The 15,640-nt window shown below is 71.1% G+C and carries 11 protein-coding genes; 8 read left to right on the plus strand and 3 right to left on the minus strand.

The features are described 5' to 3' along the window. Nucleotides 1-114 precede the first annotated feature (114 nt). Genes AC1D29_RS19650 through AC1D29_RS19670 form a run of 5 tightly spaced genes read left to right on the plus strand, consistent with a single transcriptional unit; the run spans nt 115 to nt 4,792 of the window. On the plus strand, nt 115-1,086 hold the full coding sequence (locus AC1D29_RS19650; RefSeq protein ID WP_477900496.1) for a sulfonate ABC transporter substrate-binding protein: 972 nt from the start codon (nt 115-117) through the stop codon (nt 1,084-1,086). Next, the gene (locus AC1D29_RS19655) at nt 1,083-2,039 is read left to right on the plus strand and encodes an aliphatic sulfonate ABC transporter substrate-binding protein (protein WP_477900498.1); all 957 of its coding nucleotides are present in this window, start codon (nt 1,083-1,085) and stop codon (nt 2,037-2,039) included. The genes AC1D29_RS19650 and AC1D29_RS19655 overlap by 4 nt, the downstream gene beginning before the upstream one ends. Further along, entirely contained in the window at nt 2,036-3,229 is a 1,194-nt protein-coding gene (gene ssuD / locus AC1D29_RS19660) for an FMNH2-dependent alkanesulfonate monooxygenase (protein ID WP_477900500.1), read from the plus strand. Before AC1D29_RS19655 ends, ssuD begins: the two co-directional genes overlap by 4 nt. 1 nt (nt 3,230) lies before the next feature. Continuing rightward, entirely contained in the window at nt 3,231-4,001 is a 771-nt protein-coding gene (gene ssuC, locus AC1D29_RS19665) for an aliphatic sulfonate ABC transporter permease SsuC (RefSeq protein WP_477900502.1), read from the plus strand. Nucleotides 4,002-4,003: 2 nt separating this feature from the next. Continuing rightward, nucleotides 4,004-4,792, plus strand: a complete 789-nt coding sequence (locus tag AC1D29_RS19670) for an ATP-binding cassette domain-containing protein (protein WP_477900504.1) — start codon at nt 4,004-4,006, stop codon at nt 4,790-4,792. 243 nt (nt 4,793-5,035) lie between these two features. On the opposite strand, the gene AC1D29_RS19675 is transcribed toward AC1D29_RS19670, so the two are convergent. The 3 genes from AC1D29_RS19675 to AC1D29_RS19685 all read right to left on the minus strand — a co-directional run bounded on the left by AC1D29_RS19675 (nt 5,036) and on the right by AC1D29_RS19685 (nt 8,915). Then, nucleotides 5,036-5,836: an SURF1 family cytochrome oxidase biogenesis protein gene (locus AC1D29_RS19675; RefSeq protein ID WP_477900506.1), complete on the minus strand. Its 801-nt coding sequence runs from the start codon at nt 5,834-5,836 to the stop codon at nt 5,036-5,038. A gap of 25 nt (nt 5,837-5,861) precedes the next feature. Further along, nucleotides 5,862-7,358 carry a DUF4124 domain-containing protein gene (locus AC1D29_RS19680; RefSeq protein WP_477900508.1) on the minus strand — a complete coding sequence of 499 codons (1,497 nt, stop codon included), beginning with the start codon at nt 7,356-7,358 and terminating at the stop codon, nt 5,862-5,864. A gap of 288 nt (nt 7,359-7,646) precedes the next feature. Beyond that, on the minus strand, nt 7,647-8,915 hold the full coding sequence (locus AC1D29_RS19685; protein WP_477900510.1) for a M20/M25/M40 family metallo-hydrolase: 1,269 nt from the start codon (nt 8,913-8,915) through the stop codon (nt 7,647-7,649). A gap of 102 nt (nt 8,916-9,017) precedes the next feature. On the opposite strand from AC1D29_RS19685, the gene AC1D29_RS19690 reads away from it, so the two are divergent. From AC1D29_RS19690 to AC1D29_RS19700, 3 genes are all read left to right on the plus strand, one after another. After that, nucleotides 9,018-9,935, plus strand: coding sequence for a LysR substrate-binding domain-containing protein (locus AC1D29_RS19690; RefSeq protein WP_477900512.1), 918 nt, complete (start codon nt 9,018-9,020; stop codon nt 9,933-9,935). A gap of 41 nt (nt 9,936-9,976) precedes the next feature. Further along, nucleotides 9,977-10,315, plus strand: a complete 339-nt coding sequence (locus AC1D29_RS19695) for a thioredoxin family protein (RefSeq protein ID WP_477900514.1) — start codon at nt 9,977-9,979, stop codon at nt 10,313-10,315. A gap of 110 nt (nt 10,316-10,425) precedes the next feature. Further along, nucleotides 10,426-15,640, plus strand: a 5,215-nt coding sequence (locus AC1D29_RS19700) for a glucoamylase family protein (RefSeq protein ID WP_477900516.1), incomplete at its 3' end; no start/stop codon positions are given.

The following is a 15,640-nucleotide window of genomic DNA, read 5'->3' on the forward strand; positions in this document are numbered from 1 at the left end:
TGACCCCTTGTCTCCTCGCCACCCTCCTCGGGATCGGCGACTTCATCCCGGCGCCGCGGGTGCGGATCGGGTGCGCCTTGAGCGGCGCCGGGATCTTTTTGCACAGGACATCACATGCTCTTCCGCTCACTGCTTCGCTGGACCGCGCCGCTGCTGCTCGCCGCCGCCAGCATCCATGCCACGGCGCAGACCACGACGCTGCCCGGAACTTTGAGGATTGGCTTCCAGAAATCCGCCAGCCTGCTGACGCTGCAGAAATCCAGCGGCTCGCTGGAGAAACGCCTGGCGCCGCTCGGCGTCGCGGTGAAGTGGGTGGAGTTCCCCGCCGGCCCGCAGCTGCTGGAAGGCCTGAACGTCGGCGCTGTCGACGTGGGCTTCGTCGGCGAAGCGCCGCCCATCTTTGCGCAGGCCGCCGGTGCGCGCTTCGTCTACATCGGCTTCGACCCCGCCGCCCCCGAGGCCGAGGCCATCGTCGTGCCCAAGGACTCGACCATCAAGTCGCTGGCCGACCTGAAGGGCAAGAAGATCGCGCTGAACAAGGGCAGCAACGTGCACTACCTGCTCGTGAAGGCGCTGGAGAAACAGGGCCTGAAGTACTCGGACGTGCAGCCCGTCTACCTGCCGCCGGCCGATGCGCGTGCGGCCTTCGAGCGCGGCGCGGTGGACGCCTGGGTGATCTGGGACCCCTTCCTGGCCGCCGTCGAGAAGCAGAGCGGCGCGCGCCTGCTGGCCGATGGCCGCGGCCTGGTCAACAACTACGCCTACTACCTGGCCGAGCGCGGCTATGCCGAGAAGCAGCCGCAGGTCATCCAGGCGCTTTTCGACGACACGCAGGCCCAGGCCGCCTACCTGAAGGCCAACATCAAGGCCGCGGCCGCCGTCATCGCGCCGCTGCAGGGGCTGGAGCCCGAGGTCGTCGAGAAGAGCCTGACGCGCTACCAGTTCGGCGTGAAGCCGCTGACGCCCCAGGTCGCCACCGAGCAGCAGAAGATCGCCGACGCCTTCCACGTGCTGGGGCTGATTCCCAAGCCCATCCGCGTCGCCGATGCGCTGCCAGGCACCGCCGTCGCCGAGGTCAAGCGGTGAGCGGGCACACCACCCGCCGCGCGGCCGTCGCCGTGTTGGCCACGACGGCCGCGCTGTGGGTGCGCGCGCAGCCACCGGGCGCGCCGCAGCAACTGCGCATCGGCTTTCAGAAGGGCTCGTTCAACCTCGCGCTGCTGAAGAGCTACGGGCTGCTGGAGCAGCGCCTGCCCGGCACCAAGGTGCAGTGGACCGAGTTCCCCGCCGGCCCGCAGCTGCTGGAGGCGCTGGCGCTGGGCAGCGTGGACCTGGGCGCCACCGGCGACGCGCCGCCCGTGTTCGCGCAGGCGGCTGGCAAGGACGTCGTCTACGTCGGCGCCGAGCCGCCCAAGCCGGACAGCTCGGCCGTGCTCGTCAAGCCCGACTCGGCTTTGAAGACGCTGGCCGACCTGAGGGGCCGCCGCGTGGCCTTGCAGAAGGGCAGCAGCGCGCACTTCCTGACCGTGCAGGCGCTGAAGCGCGCGGGCCTGGCGTGGACCGACATCCAGGCCGTCTACCTGCCGCCGGCCGATGCGCGCGCCGCGTTCGAGCGCGGTTCGGTGGACGCCTGGGCCGTGTGGGACCCCTACTACGCGGCGGCCGAGATCAGCGGCGAGCTGCGCGCGCTGGCCACCAGCCGCGGGCTGACCAGCAACAACACCTTCTACCTCGCATCGCGCACGCTGAGCCAGCACCCGGCGCTGCTGAAGACGCTGTTCCAGGCGCTGACCGACACCGACACGCGCGTGCGCGCCGAGAAGCGCGACGCCGTGCAGCGCTATGCCGACTTCGCCGGCCTGCCGGTGGCCACCGTGCAGCGCATGGTGGAGCGCCGCGGCGCCGCGCCGGTGGCGCCGCTGAGCGCCGAACTCGTCAAGGAGCAGCAGCAAGTGGCCGACGCCTTTGCCGAGCTGGGCCTCATCCCCCGCCCCATCCGCGTCGCCGACGCGGTGCTGACCGCCAAGGAGCGCGCATGAAGATCTTCTGGTTCATCCCCACCCACGGCGACAGCCGCTATCTGGGCAGCTCGCGCGGCGCGCGCGTGGCCGACCACGCCTACTTCAAGCAGATCGCCATTGCCGCCGACAGCCTGGGCTACGAGGGCGTGCTGCTGCCTACCGGGCGGTCCTGCGAGGACTCGTGGATCGTCGCGGCCAGCCTCATCGACGTGACCAAGCGGCTCAAGTTCCTGGTCGCGCTGCGGCCCGGCCTCGTCGCGCTGCGGCCCGGCCTCGTCGCGCCGTCGCAGAGCGCCCGCATGGCCGCGACGCTCGACCGCCTCTCCGGCGGCCGGCTGCTGGTCAACCTCGTCACCGGCGGCGACCCCGACGAGTTGGCCGGCGACGGCCAGTTCCTGGGCCATGCCGAGCGCTACGAGCAGTCGGCCGAGTTCATCCGCATCTGGCGCGAGCTGCTGGCCCGCTCACACGACGGCGAGGGCTTCGACTTCGACGGCCAGCACCTCAGCGTGAAGGCCGGCAAGGTGCTCTACCCGCCGGTCAGCCACCCCTACCCGCCGGTGTTCTTCGGTGGCTCTTCGGGCCCGGCGCACGAGCTGGCCGCCGCCCAGGTCGACACCTACCTGACCTGGGGCGAACCGCCGGCCGAGGTCGAGAAGAAGCTGGCCGACGTGCGCGAGCGCGCCGCCGCGCACGGCCGCCAGCTGCAGTACGGCATCCGGCTGCACGTCATCGTGCGCGAGACCGAGGACGAGGCCTGGCGCGCCGCGGGCGAGCTGCTGTCCGAGCTGGACGAGGCCACCGTGGCCGCCGCGCAGGCGCGCTTCAAGAGCATGGACTCGGTGGGCCAGCGCCGCATGGCCGAGCTGCATGGCGGCCAGTTCAACAAGGCCGACGTGCGCCAGGGGCTGGAGATCTCGCCCAACCTGTGGGCCGGCGTGGGCCTGGTGCGCGGTGGCGCCGGCACGGCGCTGGTGGGCAACCCGCAGCAGGTGGCCGACCGCATCAAGGCCTATGCCGACATCGGCCTCGAATACTTCATCCTCAGTGGCTACCCGCACCTGGACGAAGCGCACCGCTTCGCCGAGCTGGTGTTCCCGCTGCTGCCGCTGGCCGTGCGCGAGAAGCTCAGCGCGCCGGTGCTGACCGGCCCATTCGGCGAGGTCGTCGCCAACAGCTACGCGCCCAAGGCCGTGTCGGCGAGCTGACATGACGATCGCCCGCCGCCTCACCCCCTGGCTGCTGCCCGCGGCCATCCTGCTGGGCTGGGAGATCGCATCGCGCGCCGGCGTGCTGTCGGCGCGCATCCTGCCCGAGCCGGCCGCCGTGCTGGCCGCGTTCTGGCAGCTGCTGCGCTCGGGCGAGCTGGCGCATCACGTCGGCGTCAGTGCGGCGCGCGCCTTCTCCGCGCTGGCCATCGGCGGTGGGCTGGGCCTGCTGCTGGGCCTGCTGACCGGCACCTGGCAGCGTGCCGAAGCGCTGCTGGACACGACGCTGCAGATGCTGCGCAACATCCCCGCACTGGCGCTGATCCCGCTGGTCATCCTGTGGTTCGGCATCGACGAGGCGGCCAAGCTGGTGCTGGTGGCGGTGGGCGTGTTCTTCCCGGTCTACCTGAACACCTTCCACGGCATCCGCAACGTCGACCGCGACCTGATCGAGATGGCGCGCAGCTACGGCCTGACGGGCTGGCAGCTGTACACGCAGGTCATCCTGCCCGGCGCGCTGCCGTCCATCCTCGTGGGCCTGCGCTTCTCGCTGGGGCTGATGTGGGTGCTGCTCATCGTCGCCGAGACGCTGTCGGCCCAGGCCGGCATCGGCTACCTGACGATGAACGCCCGCGAGTTCCTGCAGACCGACACCGTGCTGGTGGGCATCCTGCTCTACGCCATCCTGGGCAAGCTGGCCGACGTCGTCGCGCGCGGCCTGGAGCGGGCCTGGCTGCCCTGGCATCGCGGCTATGCCGTCGAGGGGAATTGAGCATGTGGCTGACCGAAATCGACGCGCCCGTGCTGCCGCGTGAACGCGTGGCCGATGAACCGCCGGCGCGCGACGCATCGCGCGGGCTGGCACTGAAACTGCGCGGCGTCGCCAAGTCCTTCGGCGCACGCCATGTGCTGCACGACCTGGACCTGACGGTCGCCCCGGGCGAATTCATCGCGCTGGTGGGCCGCAGCGGCTGCGGCAAGAGCACGCTGCTGCGCCTGATCGCGGGGCTGGACGCACCCACCGCCGGCGCCATCGAGGCCGGCGCGGCCGATGAGCGCCGGCTGATGTTCCAGGACGCGCGGCTGCTGCCGTGGAAGCGCGTCGTCGACAACGTGGCCCTCGGTCTGAGCGGTGCCGACGCCAGGGACCGCGCGATGGAAGCCCTCGCGCAGGTCGGCCTCGCCGGCCGCGGCGGCGACTGGCCCGCCACGCTGTCCGGCGGCCAGCGCCAGCGCGTGGCGCTCGCGCGCGCCCTCGTCCACCAGCCGCGCCTGCTGCTGCTGGACGAGCCGCTGGGCGCGCTGGACGCGCTGACGCGCCTGGAGATGCACAGACTCATCGAGCAGCTGTGGCGCCGCCACGGCTTCACGGCACTGCTGGTCACGCACGATGTCGCCGAGGCGGTAGCGCTGGCTGACCGCGTGCTGCTGATCGACCGCGGCGGCATTGCGCTGGACGCCGGCGTCGCCCTGCCCCGCCCACGCTCCCGCGCTGCGCCCGGCTTCGCCGAACTGGAGGACCGCGTGCTGCGGCAGATCGTCGGTCAGCCGGTGGCGGCTTAGCTGACGAGCACCACGACACAACTCGATGATTGCAGCAGGCTGAGTAGCGTCACCCGAATTCGCCACCCAATGGCCGCTACCGCAAGAACCGGTATTGAGTGCGGCGCGGGTCAATGCCAGCTCTCGCGAGCTAAGCGCTTGTGGGGCGCGTCCAAAATCGGCAATTGAACCAGCCTGAACAGTCGCCAGGAAGCGGTCGCCCCGCATGTTGGTTCAACGACCGCACGGGTGTCAGCCCGCTCCTCAGCCGTTCTTCTGGCTGCGACCGCCACGGGGTCTCAGCCAGAGTCCGAGTGCAGCGAGTACCAGGCCAATGACTAAAAGTGCCCACGCGTTGCGGGAGAGGTTTTTGTCCTGCGGGTACAACTCGCTCCAGCGACGTTGGAACAGGTCCTCACGAATCTGTTGTTCGGTCCACCCATCTCCTGGCTCCTGCAGGATCACCATGGGTACCAGCGGCATCCCGATTTCTTGTGCATACCTCTGAAGGCTCAAGTTCTCTCGTATCAGTCCTGTTTCGTTGGCTGCCTTGGCGTCCGCTCCCAGCGAGGGGATCGCAAGCCGACCCTCAATCACCAAGTCATGCTTCGGTGTAACCAGCCTTCTTTCGAGGTTGGGCGTGTTGGGCGACACCCAGCCGCGCTGCACCAACACTGCCAGACCGTTTTCTCCCTTTTCGATGAAGGGCTCAAGCACGTAGTAGCCGCTGCGTCCTGCCATGTCGCGACCCTTGAGTACAACGGTGTGACCGGTGTGTTTCCCGACCAGCTTCACCTGGCGGTGCTGCAGGGACGCAACATTGGCGGCATCCACCACCTCCTTCAGCGGGAAGAGACGTTCCTCGGCCAGTCGCGGCAGGGCATTGGCGACGGGTCTCTGGGCAGGCCCCCACAAGGTCCAAGCGCCTGCCCCCGCGGAGATCAATGCGGCAATTCCAAGCAGCCAGTGCCAGGGCAACTTGCGCGAGGAATCGTCAATTCTGAGAGGGGTGCTTCGTCCAGGCTGCATTGCAGGTTTCTTTCTATAGAACTTCGTCTGGCTCACCGTCCGCGGTCAATTGGCCGCGTGCTCAGTCCACAGCCTTGTAGGTCAGTTGGGCCTTGCGGGCGCGCAGGTCATACGTCCAGATGTGGGTGACGCTGTTGTCGCGCACGTTGATGATGGCCGCCAGTTGGCCTTGAACGGCGACCGAGAGGCTGTCCAGGCGCGCGTTGTTGCGGTCGTAGACGCTGCCCACGTCGGCCAGCTGCTTGATCAGCGGCAGCACTTCGTCGATGTCGCCGCGCTCATTGAAGACCAGCAGTTCGGCGGCGTTGGTGATGCCCACATAGCGGCCCGTGGCGGGATCGTGGGCCAGCCCGGTCAGATCGCGGTCCTTCAGCGATGTGGCGCCGAGCCATTCGCGGCGGCGCGTGTCATAGCGGTAGAAGTAGCCCTCGCCGCCGAAGGACACCAGGCCCAGCACGCCCTTGGCCTGGTCCCATGCGAGGGCCGCGCCCCAGGACAGCGGCGGCAGCGACTTGGGCAGCTCGACTTTCTGTTTCGGCCCCGCGAAGCCATTGGGAAACCAGAGCAGGTCGCTGCCGTTGCCGTCCAACAGATAGGCCTCGCCACCGTCGTCGCGCACCGCCGCCGGTGCGCCCTTGGTCCGGGCCCAGATGCCGCCGCCGCGCACGATGCCAGAGAAGCGCTGGCCCTCCCGCGGGCCGGTGTTTGTCCAGGCCAGGCGGCGGCCGTCGATGCTGAGCAGCTCAAAGTTCATGCGCGCCCTGGCTACCTCGGGGCGGATACCGTCCAGCGAGAGCATCGGGTCGGCAACATACGGCCCGCGCAGCGTGATCGTCTCGGGCGAGCGGTAGCTGCCGCGCAAGGCGGTCAGCTGCGTCACGCCGTAGCGGCTGTTGAGGCGGCGGATCAGCGTGCGGAAGTTGATGTTGTCGGCTTCGTAGGCATGGGGCAGCTCATCCGTGATGACCGGCACCTGCGGCGGGCCTTGCACACCGGTGCGGCCCTCGTTGGAGGCCACGACGATGGCCAGCAGCCGCGTGCCCGGTCCCGCCTGCACCTTCCAGGTGGTGGCGTGGTAGCTGGTGAGCACCAGCAGCACGGGCCGCGCAGGATGATCGACCAGCACCTGCGTGGCGTTGCCGATGAACTCGTAGGCCGAGACGGCGAGGGTATCGGCCTGTGAGCCCCATTGCGCCATGCCGGCCAGCTGACCGGCGGGCTCCACGACGCGTAGCGGCGGCTTGGCATTCGCAGGGCGCGTCGGCGCTGCCTGCACCGAAAGCACCGGCACGGGGGCGGCCGATCCGGTCGGTGCGGCTTGTGCCGATGGCGCGGCCGAGGGCTCGAAGCCCTGCGGCAAGGGGCGACGTGCCGGCGCCGGTGGGGGCGGTGGAGGCGCGCTGCGCTGCTCGACCTCCAGCTTGCGGCTGGCGCCGTTGTCCACACAGGGTTGAGCTTGGTAGGTCACCTTGCCCTGGGCATCAGTGCAGCGGTAGACGTTGGCGGTGGCCAACGCCGGCAGGGCCAGCAGCAGGCTGGCGAGGGTGAGCGGTTTCATGTCGGTGCTGTCCCTGGGCGCCACGTCCCGGGAGCCGGCGCTTTTTTCGTGCCGGCATTCTGTGCGGTGGCAAGGTCCCGCCGCCTTACCTTGATCAATGCGCCACGCACATAGCGGACATCCGACCGCCTTTGGCTTGCCGCTTACGCCGGTTCAAGAGCAGCGGGATGGGCCTGACTCGGTCGCTGCCCATGGGTGGGCACCGCGGGACGGCCAGATTCATGCCAGCGCGCCGACCGGCAGCATCCGTGCGCAACTTCACCGAAGTGCGCACGTTCCCGGTTGGGCTTAAGGGTTAGCGCTGGACATGTCCATGATCAGACGCGCCACCAGATAGAGCCGCGGAGGGATGGAGCTGATATCCACGTACTCCGCATCGTTGGAGTGGGCACCGAAGCCCGTGAGGCCCAGGCCTTCGATCACCGGCCCGCGCGCCTGCAGCGCCGCGAACGCAGCGTCCGTGCCGCCGCCGGTGGCGACTTCGGCCACCTGCATGGGCAGGCCCAGTTCCGCGTAGATGGCCTGGGCGCGCTTGGCCAGCGCGCGTGAGGCCGCCGTGGCCTCCAACGGCGGGCGGCGCACCTCGAACTTGAGCTGCACCTTGGCATCGGGCACGCGCTGCTTCTGGATGCGGCGCTGCAGTTCCTGCTCCAGGCGCTCGAAGTCGGACACGCGCAGCGCGCGCGCGTCGGCCTGGGCCGTGGCCTGGGCCGGGATCACGTTGCGATTCGTGCCCGCCTGGGCCAGCGTCCAGTTCAGCTTCAGGCCCGTGGCAGGCTCCGACAAGTCCTGCATCTGCAACAACTGGTGGGCGAGCTCGGTCAGCGCGTTGATGCCGCCCTCCGGCCGCGAGCCGGCGTGCGACGAGCGGCCTTGCACCGTCAGGTAGGCCGAGCCAATGCCGCTGGTCGCCAGGCGCACGCCGCCTTGCGCGCCGGCGCCCTCGAAGGACAGCGTCATGTCCTGGTCCGCCGCGGTGCGTGTGATCGTGGCGCGTGAACCCGGCGAGCTGACCTCTTCGTCGCCGTTGATCAGCACCGTCAACGTGCCGTAGTCGTCAACGCCCGCCTTTCGCAGCAGCGCGATCGCATGCAGGATGGTGGCGATGCCCTGCTTGTCGTCGGCAATGCCCAGCCCGTAGGCCCGGCCGCCGTCGACGCGAAACGGCTGGTCCTTCAGCATGCCCTTCAGGTACACCGTGTCCATGTGGGCGATGAGCAGCAGCTTCTTGCTGCCCCGGCCCTTGAACTGCGCCTTCACCATGGCACCCACGCGCTCCGGCGTGTCCTCCATGCGGTACAGCTCGGTCGGCTCGATCATCGAGACTTCGCCGCCCAGCGCCTTCAGCTTGCCGGCGATCAGCCCGGCCACCGCGGCGAGGCCCTCCAGGTCCTTGCTGCCGGACTCGACCTCCACCAGCGACCGCAGGGTCTCCAGCAGCGCGGGCTGCTCCTGCTTCGCCAGGTCCTGCAGTTGCTGGGACGTGGGGGCGGCCTGGGCCAACGAAGCCGCGAGCAGCGCGGCGCCTGCGATCAGGGAACGAAGTTGAAGGTGCATGGTGCCGATGTGCGATGGATGAACCGCGCGGACTGTGCCACCGCCGGCTTCGGCCGCCCATCGACAAGAATTCCCCACCCTATGCAGTGATGTAATAGCTCGATGCGCTTTCGCTCGCCGTCGCTGGCCGAACTCCACGCCTTCGCGGCCGTGGCCGAACTGGGCAGCTTCTCCGCAGCGGCCCAGGCGCTCTCGGTCACGCAGGGCGCGGTCAGCCGCGCGGTGCAGCGGCTGGAGGCCGAGCTGGGCCAGGCCCTGCTGGCGCGCGGTGGCGCTCGCGTCACGCCCACGCCGATTGGCGCCAGCTACCTCGCCCGCATCAAGCCCGCGCTGGACACGCTGGAGCGCGCCGTGCCGCTGGGCAGCGCCCCTGCCGGCCAGCCGTTGCGCATGGCGCCCGTGCCGTCGCTTTATGCACGCTGGCTGGTGCCGCGCCTGCCGGCGCTGTACGCGCAGCATCCGCAGATCAAGGTCGAGTTCCGCCGCTGGCGCCACGACGACCGCTTCGAGCGCGACGACGTCGACTGCTGGATCAACCCCAAGCCGGCGGCGCACAGCCGCTGGCCCGAAGGCGTCGTCGCGCACTACCTGCTGGGGCGCGAGCTGGTGCCCGTGTGCCGCCCCACGCGCGCCGCGCGGCTCGCGCGGCCGCAAGACGTGCTGCAGCAGCCGCTGCTGCACCACAGCGCGCATCCGGACGACTGGGCCTTGTGGCTCAAGGCCCAGGGCATCCCGGCACCTTCGCCCCCGCTGGCCTCCGGCTTCGATCTGGCCGCGGCGCTGATCGAGGCCGCCGTCGCCGACATGGGCATCGCCGTCGTGCAGCTGTGCCTCATCGAAAGGGAGCTGGCCAGCGGGCAGCTCGTGGTGCCATTCAGCGGCTGGGTATCGTCAGGGCGCGGCTTCTATCTTTGCCGCCGGGCCGACCGCGACGATGCGCCCGAACTCCATGCCCTCACCCAATGGGCCGTGGCCGAGAGCCGGCGCTGGCGACGCCAGGCGCTCGCGGTGCTGGGCTGACGGCAGCCAAGGGCTTGCCCGCCATGGCACCATGCCGCCCCATGACCGTTCAAGTCGCCTGCCTCTGCGCGGCCTGGTGCCGCACCTGCGAGTCCTATCAGGAAATCTTTGAAGCCGCCTGCGCCGAGCTGCCGCAGGCAGGCCTGCGCGTGCGCTGGATCGACATCGAGGACGAGGCCGACCTCATCGGCGACCTGGACATCGAGACCTTCCCGACGCTGCTGATTGCGGACGGCGACCAGGTGCGCTTTGCCGGCCCGCTGACGCCGCAGCCGGAGACGCTCAAGCGCGTGCTGAGGGCGCATCTGACCGACGCGACGCCGGCCAAGGTGGGCGCCGACTACCTTGAGCTGGCCCGCCGTCTCGCCACTGCGCACTGAAGCAGTGCGGGGTTGACCCCCCATAACGCATTGGTTTGTAGGACGCAGCCGACATTCACACGGCACGCAAGCCGCTGTCCCGCTCGCGCGCACGCGGGGACAGTGAGTGCATGCCTGACTCGTCGACCGCCGCTCCCGCCCCGCCCCATCAGGACCTGACGCCCAGCAGTGCGGCAGCAGCCTTCCTTCGCGTGGCTGCCGGCCCCGAGGCCGCTGCTGCTCCCGTGCGGGCGGTGCAGTTCGGCGCCGAGCGCTTTGCCGAGCATGGTCGCAGCCTGGCCACCGCGCAGCGCCTGGACGACGAGCAGCGCAAGCCCCGGCCTTTCTCGCCCCGGCTGAAGAGCAACCTGCAGGTGTGGAGTGCCGCGCTGGAGGTGCTCTCCGAGGAAGGCCTGCAGGCCGACATCGACCCCGCGCACGCCTGGCTGCTGGACAACGCCCGCCTGGTGCAGCAGCAGCTCGACGAGGTGTTGCACGACCTGCCGCGCAGCTACTTCCAACGCCTGCCACGCCTGGCCGACGAGCCGCTGCAAGGCCTGCCGCGCGTCTACGGCGTGGGCTGGGCCTGGGTTGCGCACGCGGACAGCTCGCTGGACATGGCGCTGCTGCGCCATTTCCTGAACGGCCATCACGAGGCCCAGCCGCTGACGCTGCGCGAGCTGTGGGCGCTGCCGTCGACGCTGCGCGTGGTGCTGGTGGAGAACCTGCGCCGCCTGGCCGAGCGCGCGGCCTGGCGCCACCTCGGGCGGCGCGCGGCACAGCAGCTGTTCGAAGCCCTGCCGCACATGACGGCCGAGGCCGTGCGCCAGCAGCTGGCCGATTGGCAGGCCCGCTGGCCGCGCGACCCGGCGCTGCATGCGCTGGCGCTGCGCCTGCATGACCGCCTTGTCGACCGCTCGCTGGGCCAGCCGGCCGAGCGCGACGTGCCCGACTCGCCTTGGGCCGCCGCGCAGGCCTGGCTGTCAGAGCTGCTGCTGGACCCCGCCACGGCCCAGGCCGGCGAGCAGACCGAGAGCGCCGCCGACCACCAAAGCATCCGCAATGCCATCGGCAGCCTGCGCAAGCTGGGCGCGGCCGACTGGGCCGGCCTGTTCGAGACCGTCCACCCGGCGCTGAAGGCGCTGGGCCGCATCGACGTCTACCGCCAGGAACACGAGAGCACGCAGGACCGCGCGGTGCATGCCATCGAAGCGCTGGCCGCCCGCCACAGCCTGCCCGAAGCCGACGTCGCCCAGGTCGTGCGTTTGCTGTGCAGCGACCCGGCGTGGGCGCCCGACGCCGCCGAACGCGCGCCGCTGCATTGGCTGACCGGCCGCGGCCGTGCGCAGCTGCTGACGGAACTGCGTGCGAAGGAGGCACTGGCCCAGCGCGCCCTGGCCGCGGTGCTGCGCCACCGCACGCTGATCTATCTCTCCAGCCTGACCCTGGTCGGTGGTGCCGCCATGGTGCTGCTGCTGGCGCTGGGCCTGCCGCCCGACGCCAACTGGCGCATGGTGACGGTCACCGTGCTGCTGGCCTTGCTGCCGGCCAGCGAGGCCATCGTCGCGCTGGCCAACCGCCTGATCAGCGAGTGCATGCCGCCGCTGCGGCTGCCGCGGCTGTCCTGGCCGCAGGGCATCCCGCCCGAGTCACGCACGTTGGTGGTCATCCCCTGCATGCTGACGCGGCCCAAGGGCATCACCACGCTGCTGGCGCAGCTGGAACGCCACCACCTCGCCAACCTGGAGGCCGAGGCGCAGTTCGCGCTGCTCAGCGACTACGGCGACGCCAAGGCCGAGCACTTGCCGCAGGACGATGGCCTGATCGCACAGGCGCGCGCCGGCATCGAGAAGCTGAACGCACGCCACGGCCCCAGCAGCGGCGGTCTGCCGCGCTTCCTGCTGCTGCACCGCGAGCGGCGCTGGAGCGAGACCGAGCAGAAGTGGATCGGCTGGGAACGCAAGCGCGGCAAGACCGAGGCCCTGGTCACGCTGCTGGCGGGGGATGCCGCGGACACGCTGCCCGACCGCTTCGTCGACCTGGGCGCGCTGTCCACGCCCGCGCCGGGCATACGCCACATCGTCACGCTGGACAGCGACACCGCGCTGCCGCCCGGCGCGCTGCGCGAACTGGTGGCCATCGCCGCCCACCCGCTGAACCGGCCCCGCGTGGTCACCTCGCCCGGCGGTGCCGTCACCGTGCAGCACGGCCACGGCATGCTGCAGCCGCGCATCGCCACGCCGCTGGCCACCGAGGCCGGCAGCTCCACGGTGCATGGCACCTGGTTCCACAGCCTGTTCGCGGGCCAGCCCGGCGTGGACCCGTACAGCACGGCCGCGTCCGAGGTCTACCAGGACTTGTTCGACGAAGGCAGCGCCGCCGGCAAGGGGCTGATCGACGTGCAGGCCGCCGCCAAGGTGCTGGCCCACCGCCTGCCCGAAGGCCAGGTGCTCAGCCACGACCTGCTGGAAGGCTCGCTGATGCGCTGCGCCGGCGTCAGCGACGTGATGCTGGTGGAAGCCGCCCCCATGCATGCCGACGTGGCCGCCTCGCGCATCCACCGCTGGACGCGCGGCGACTGGCAGCTGCTGCCCTTCCTGGGCCACCCGCAGCGCTGGGGGCTGCGCGCCATCCATGTCTGGAAGATGCTGGACAACCTGCGCCGCTCGCTGGTGGCGCCGGCCGCGCTGCTGCTGCTGGTGACGTCCTGGCTGGGCCTGGGGCTGTCGGCCGGCTGGGCACTGGCCGCCGTGGCCGCGGCCTTTGGCGCCGGGCCGCTGATGGGCGCGCTGGCCGCTTGCGCGCCGGCCCGCGAGCGCATCTCGCTGCCGCGCTTTTATCGCCAGGCCGCCATCGAGCTGGGCCGTGCCGCGGGCGGCACGCTGTGGCACCTGGCCATGCTGCCGGCGGCCACGTGGCTGCAGGTGGACGCCATCGTGCGCGCGCTGTGGCGCCAGCGCGTGAGCCGCCGCAGCCTGCTGGAATGGACCACCGCCGATGCCGCCGAGGCGGCCGCCCGCACCGACTGGATGGCCATGTGGCGCCAGCACCGCAAACTGACCATCACCTCCGGCGTGCTGGCCACGCTGCTCGTCAACGCCGACTTCCTGGGCCTGCACGTGGCCTGGACCATCGCGCTGCCGATGCTGGTCGCTTGGACCTTGTCGCCGTTGTGGATCGCGCTGGCCAGCCGGCCGCGCGCCAAGCCGCGCCGCGAGGCCATCGACGACGACGAGCGCCACTACCTGCTGGGCGTCGCACGCGACACCTGGCGCTGGTTCGAGCGCTGGGTGACCAAGGACGACAACGACCTGCCGCCCGACAACGTGCAGTTCGACCCCGACATCGCCGTCGCCCACCGCACCTCGCCCACCAACATCGGCCTGTACCTGCTGTCGGCCTGCTGCGCGCGCGAGTTCGGCTGGCTGCATGACGTGGGCCTGTCCGAGCGCGTGGGCCGCACGCTTGACACGCTGGACAAACTGCCCAGGCACCGCGGCCACTTCTACAACTGGATGGACACGCAGCGGCTGGCCGTGCTGGAGCCGCACTACGTCTCCACCGTGGACAGCGGCAACCTGTGCGCGCACCTGCTGGTCGTCGCCGCGGCCTGCGAGGGCTTTGCGCGTGGCGGTGACGGCTTCCCGCCGCCACCGGAGGTTGCGCAAGCACTGAACGACGTGGCCACGCGCGCCCGCGCCATCGCGCTGGCGCACGAGTTCGGCTGGCTCTACGACCCGCAGCGCCACCTGCTGCACATCGGCGCGGTCGCCGCACCCGGTGTCGAGCCGGGCGAGGAAAGGCTGGACCTGAACCACTACGACCTGCTCGCGTCCGAGGCGCGGCTGGCCAGCCTCGTCGCCATCGCCAAGGGCGACGTGCCCGCGTCGCACTGGGGCGCCCTGGGCCGGCCGTTCTTCTCGCGCGGCCACGTGACCGGGCTGAAGAGCTGGTCGGGGTCGATGTTCGAGATGCTGATGCCGTCGCTGGTGCTGGACGAGCCCACCGGCAGCGCGCTGGCCGAGGCCGCGCGCGCCACCGTGGCGGAGCAGATCCGCGCCGGGCGCGCCAAGGGCCTGCCCTGGGGCGTCTCCGAAAGCGCCTACGCCACGCGCGACCGCAGCCTGGCCTACCAGTACGGCCCGCAGGGCAACGCCGCGCTGGCGCTGCGCGACACGCCGCCCGAGGAGGTCGTCATCGCGCCCTATGCGACGCTGATGGCGACCATGGTGATGCCGCGCGCCGCCGTGGCCAACCTGCGCGCGCTGCAGGCGCTGGGCGCCCGCCACGACACCGGCTTCATGGAGGCGCTGGACTACACCGTCAGCCGCCTGCCCGAGGCCACCGACACGACGCAGCGCGGCCCGCGCATGCAGCGCATCGGCACGACGATGAGCCACCACCACGGCATGTCCTTGGTCGCGCTGACGGAGGTGTTGTGCGGTGGCGCGCCGCAGCGCTGGGCCGATGCCGAGCCGCGCCTGTCGGCCGTGCGCTGGCTGCTGCACGAGCGCGCGCCGCACGAGGTGGCGCCGCTGAAGGAGCCGCCCGTCACACCCACCCGCGCCGTGCCGCGCCGCGCCCACATCTCGCTGGCCGTGCCGGACGTGCGCGGCCGTGCGCTGGCGTCCACCGCCTGGCTGGGCCACGGCCGCCTGACCGCCATGCTGCGCGAGCACGGCGGCGGCGCGCTGATGTGGGGCGAGCCCGGCGCGCAGGTGCTGGTCAACCGCTGGCATGACGACCTCGCGCAGGACCTGCTGGGCCACCACCTGCACCTGCGTGACCTGGACACGCCCTGGCCCGGCGGCCCCGAGACCAGCCCCTGGCGCGGCGGCCCCGAGGTGACGCCGTGGCGGTCCCTGACGCTGCGCCCCACGCCCGGCCCGCAATGGCGCTACGGCGTGCGGCTGCACCCGGCCAGCGCGCAGTTCACGGCCGAGGGCGAGCAGTTGCATGCCTTCACCGAAGTCTGGGTCGCGGTGGAGGACGACGTCGAGCTGCGCCGCATCACGCTGCACAACCAGTCCCACCACGAACGCCGCCTGGCGCTGGTGTCCAGCTTCGAGCCCGTGCTGGCCCCCGCCCGCGCCGACCTGGCCCACCCGGCCTTCGGCAAGCTGTTCCTGCAGGCCCGCTGGCAGCCCGAGCACCGCGCGCTGCACTGGGAGCGCCTGCCGCGCAGCCCGAACGAGGCAACCGTGCACGCGGTGCACGCGCTGGTCGGCGTGGAGAGCGAAGGCGGTGCGCGGCTGAACCGGCTGCAGGCCGGCGCCGACCGCGCCCACTGGCTGGCGCGCGGCGGCCGGCCCGGCCAGCCCGGCGGCGCCGTGGCCCGCGCCGATG

Source organism: Roseateles sp. P1_C6 (assembly GCF_056406315.1).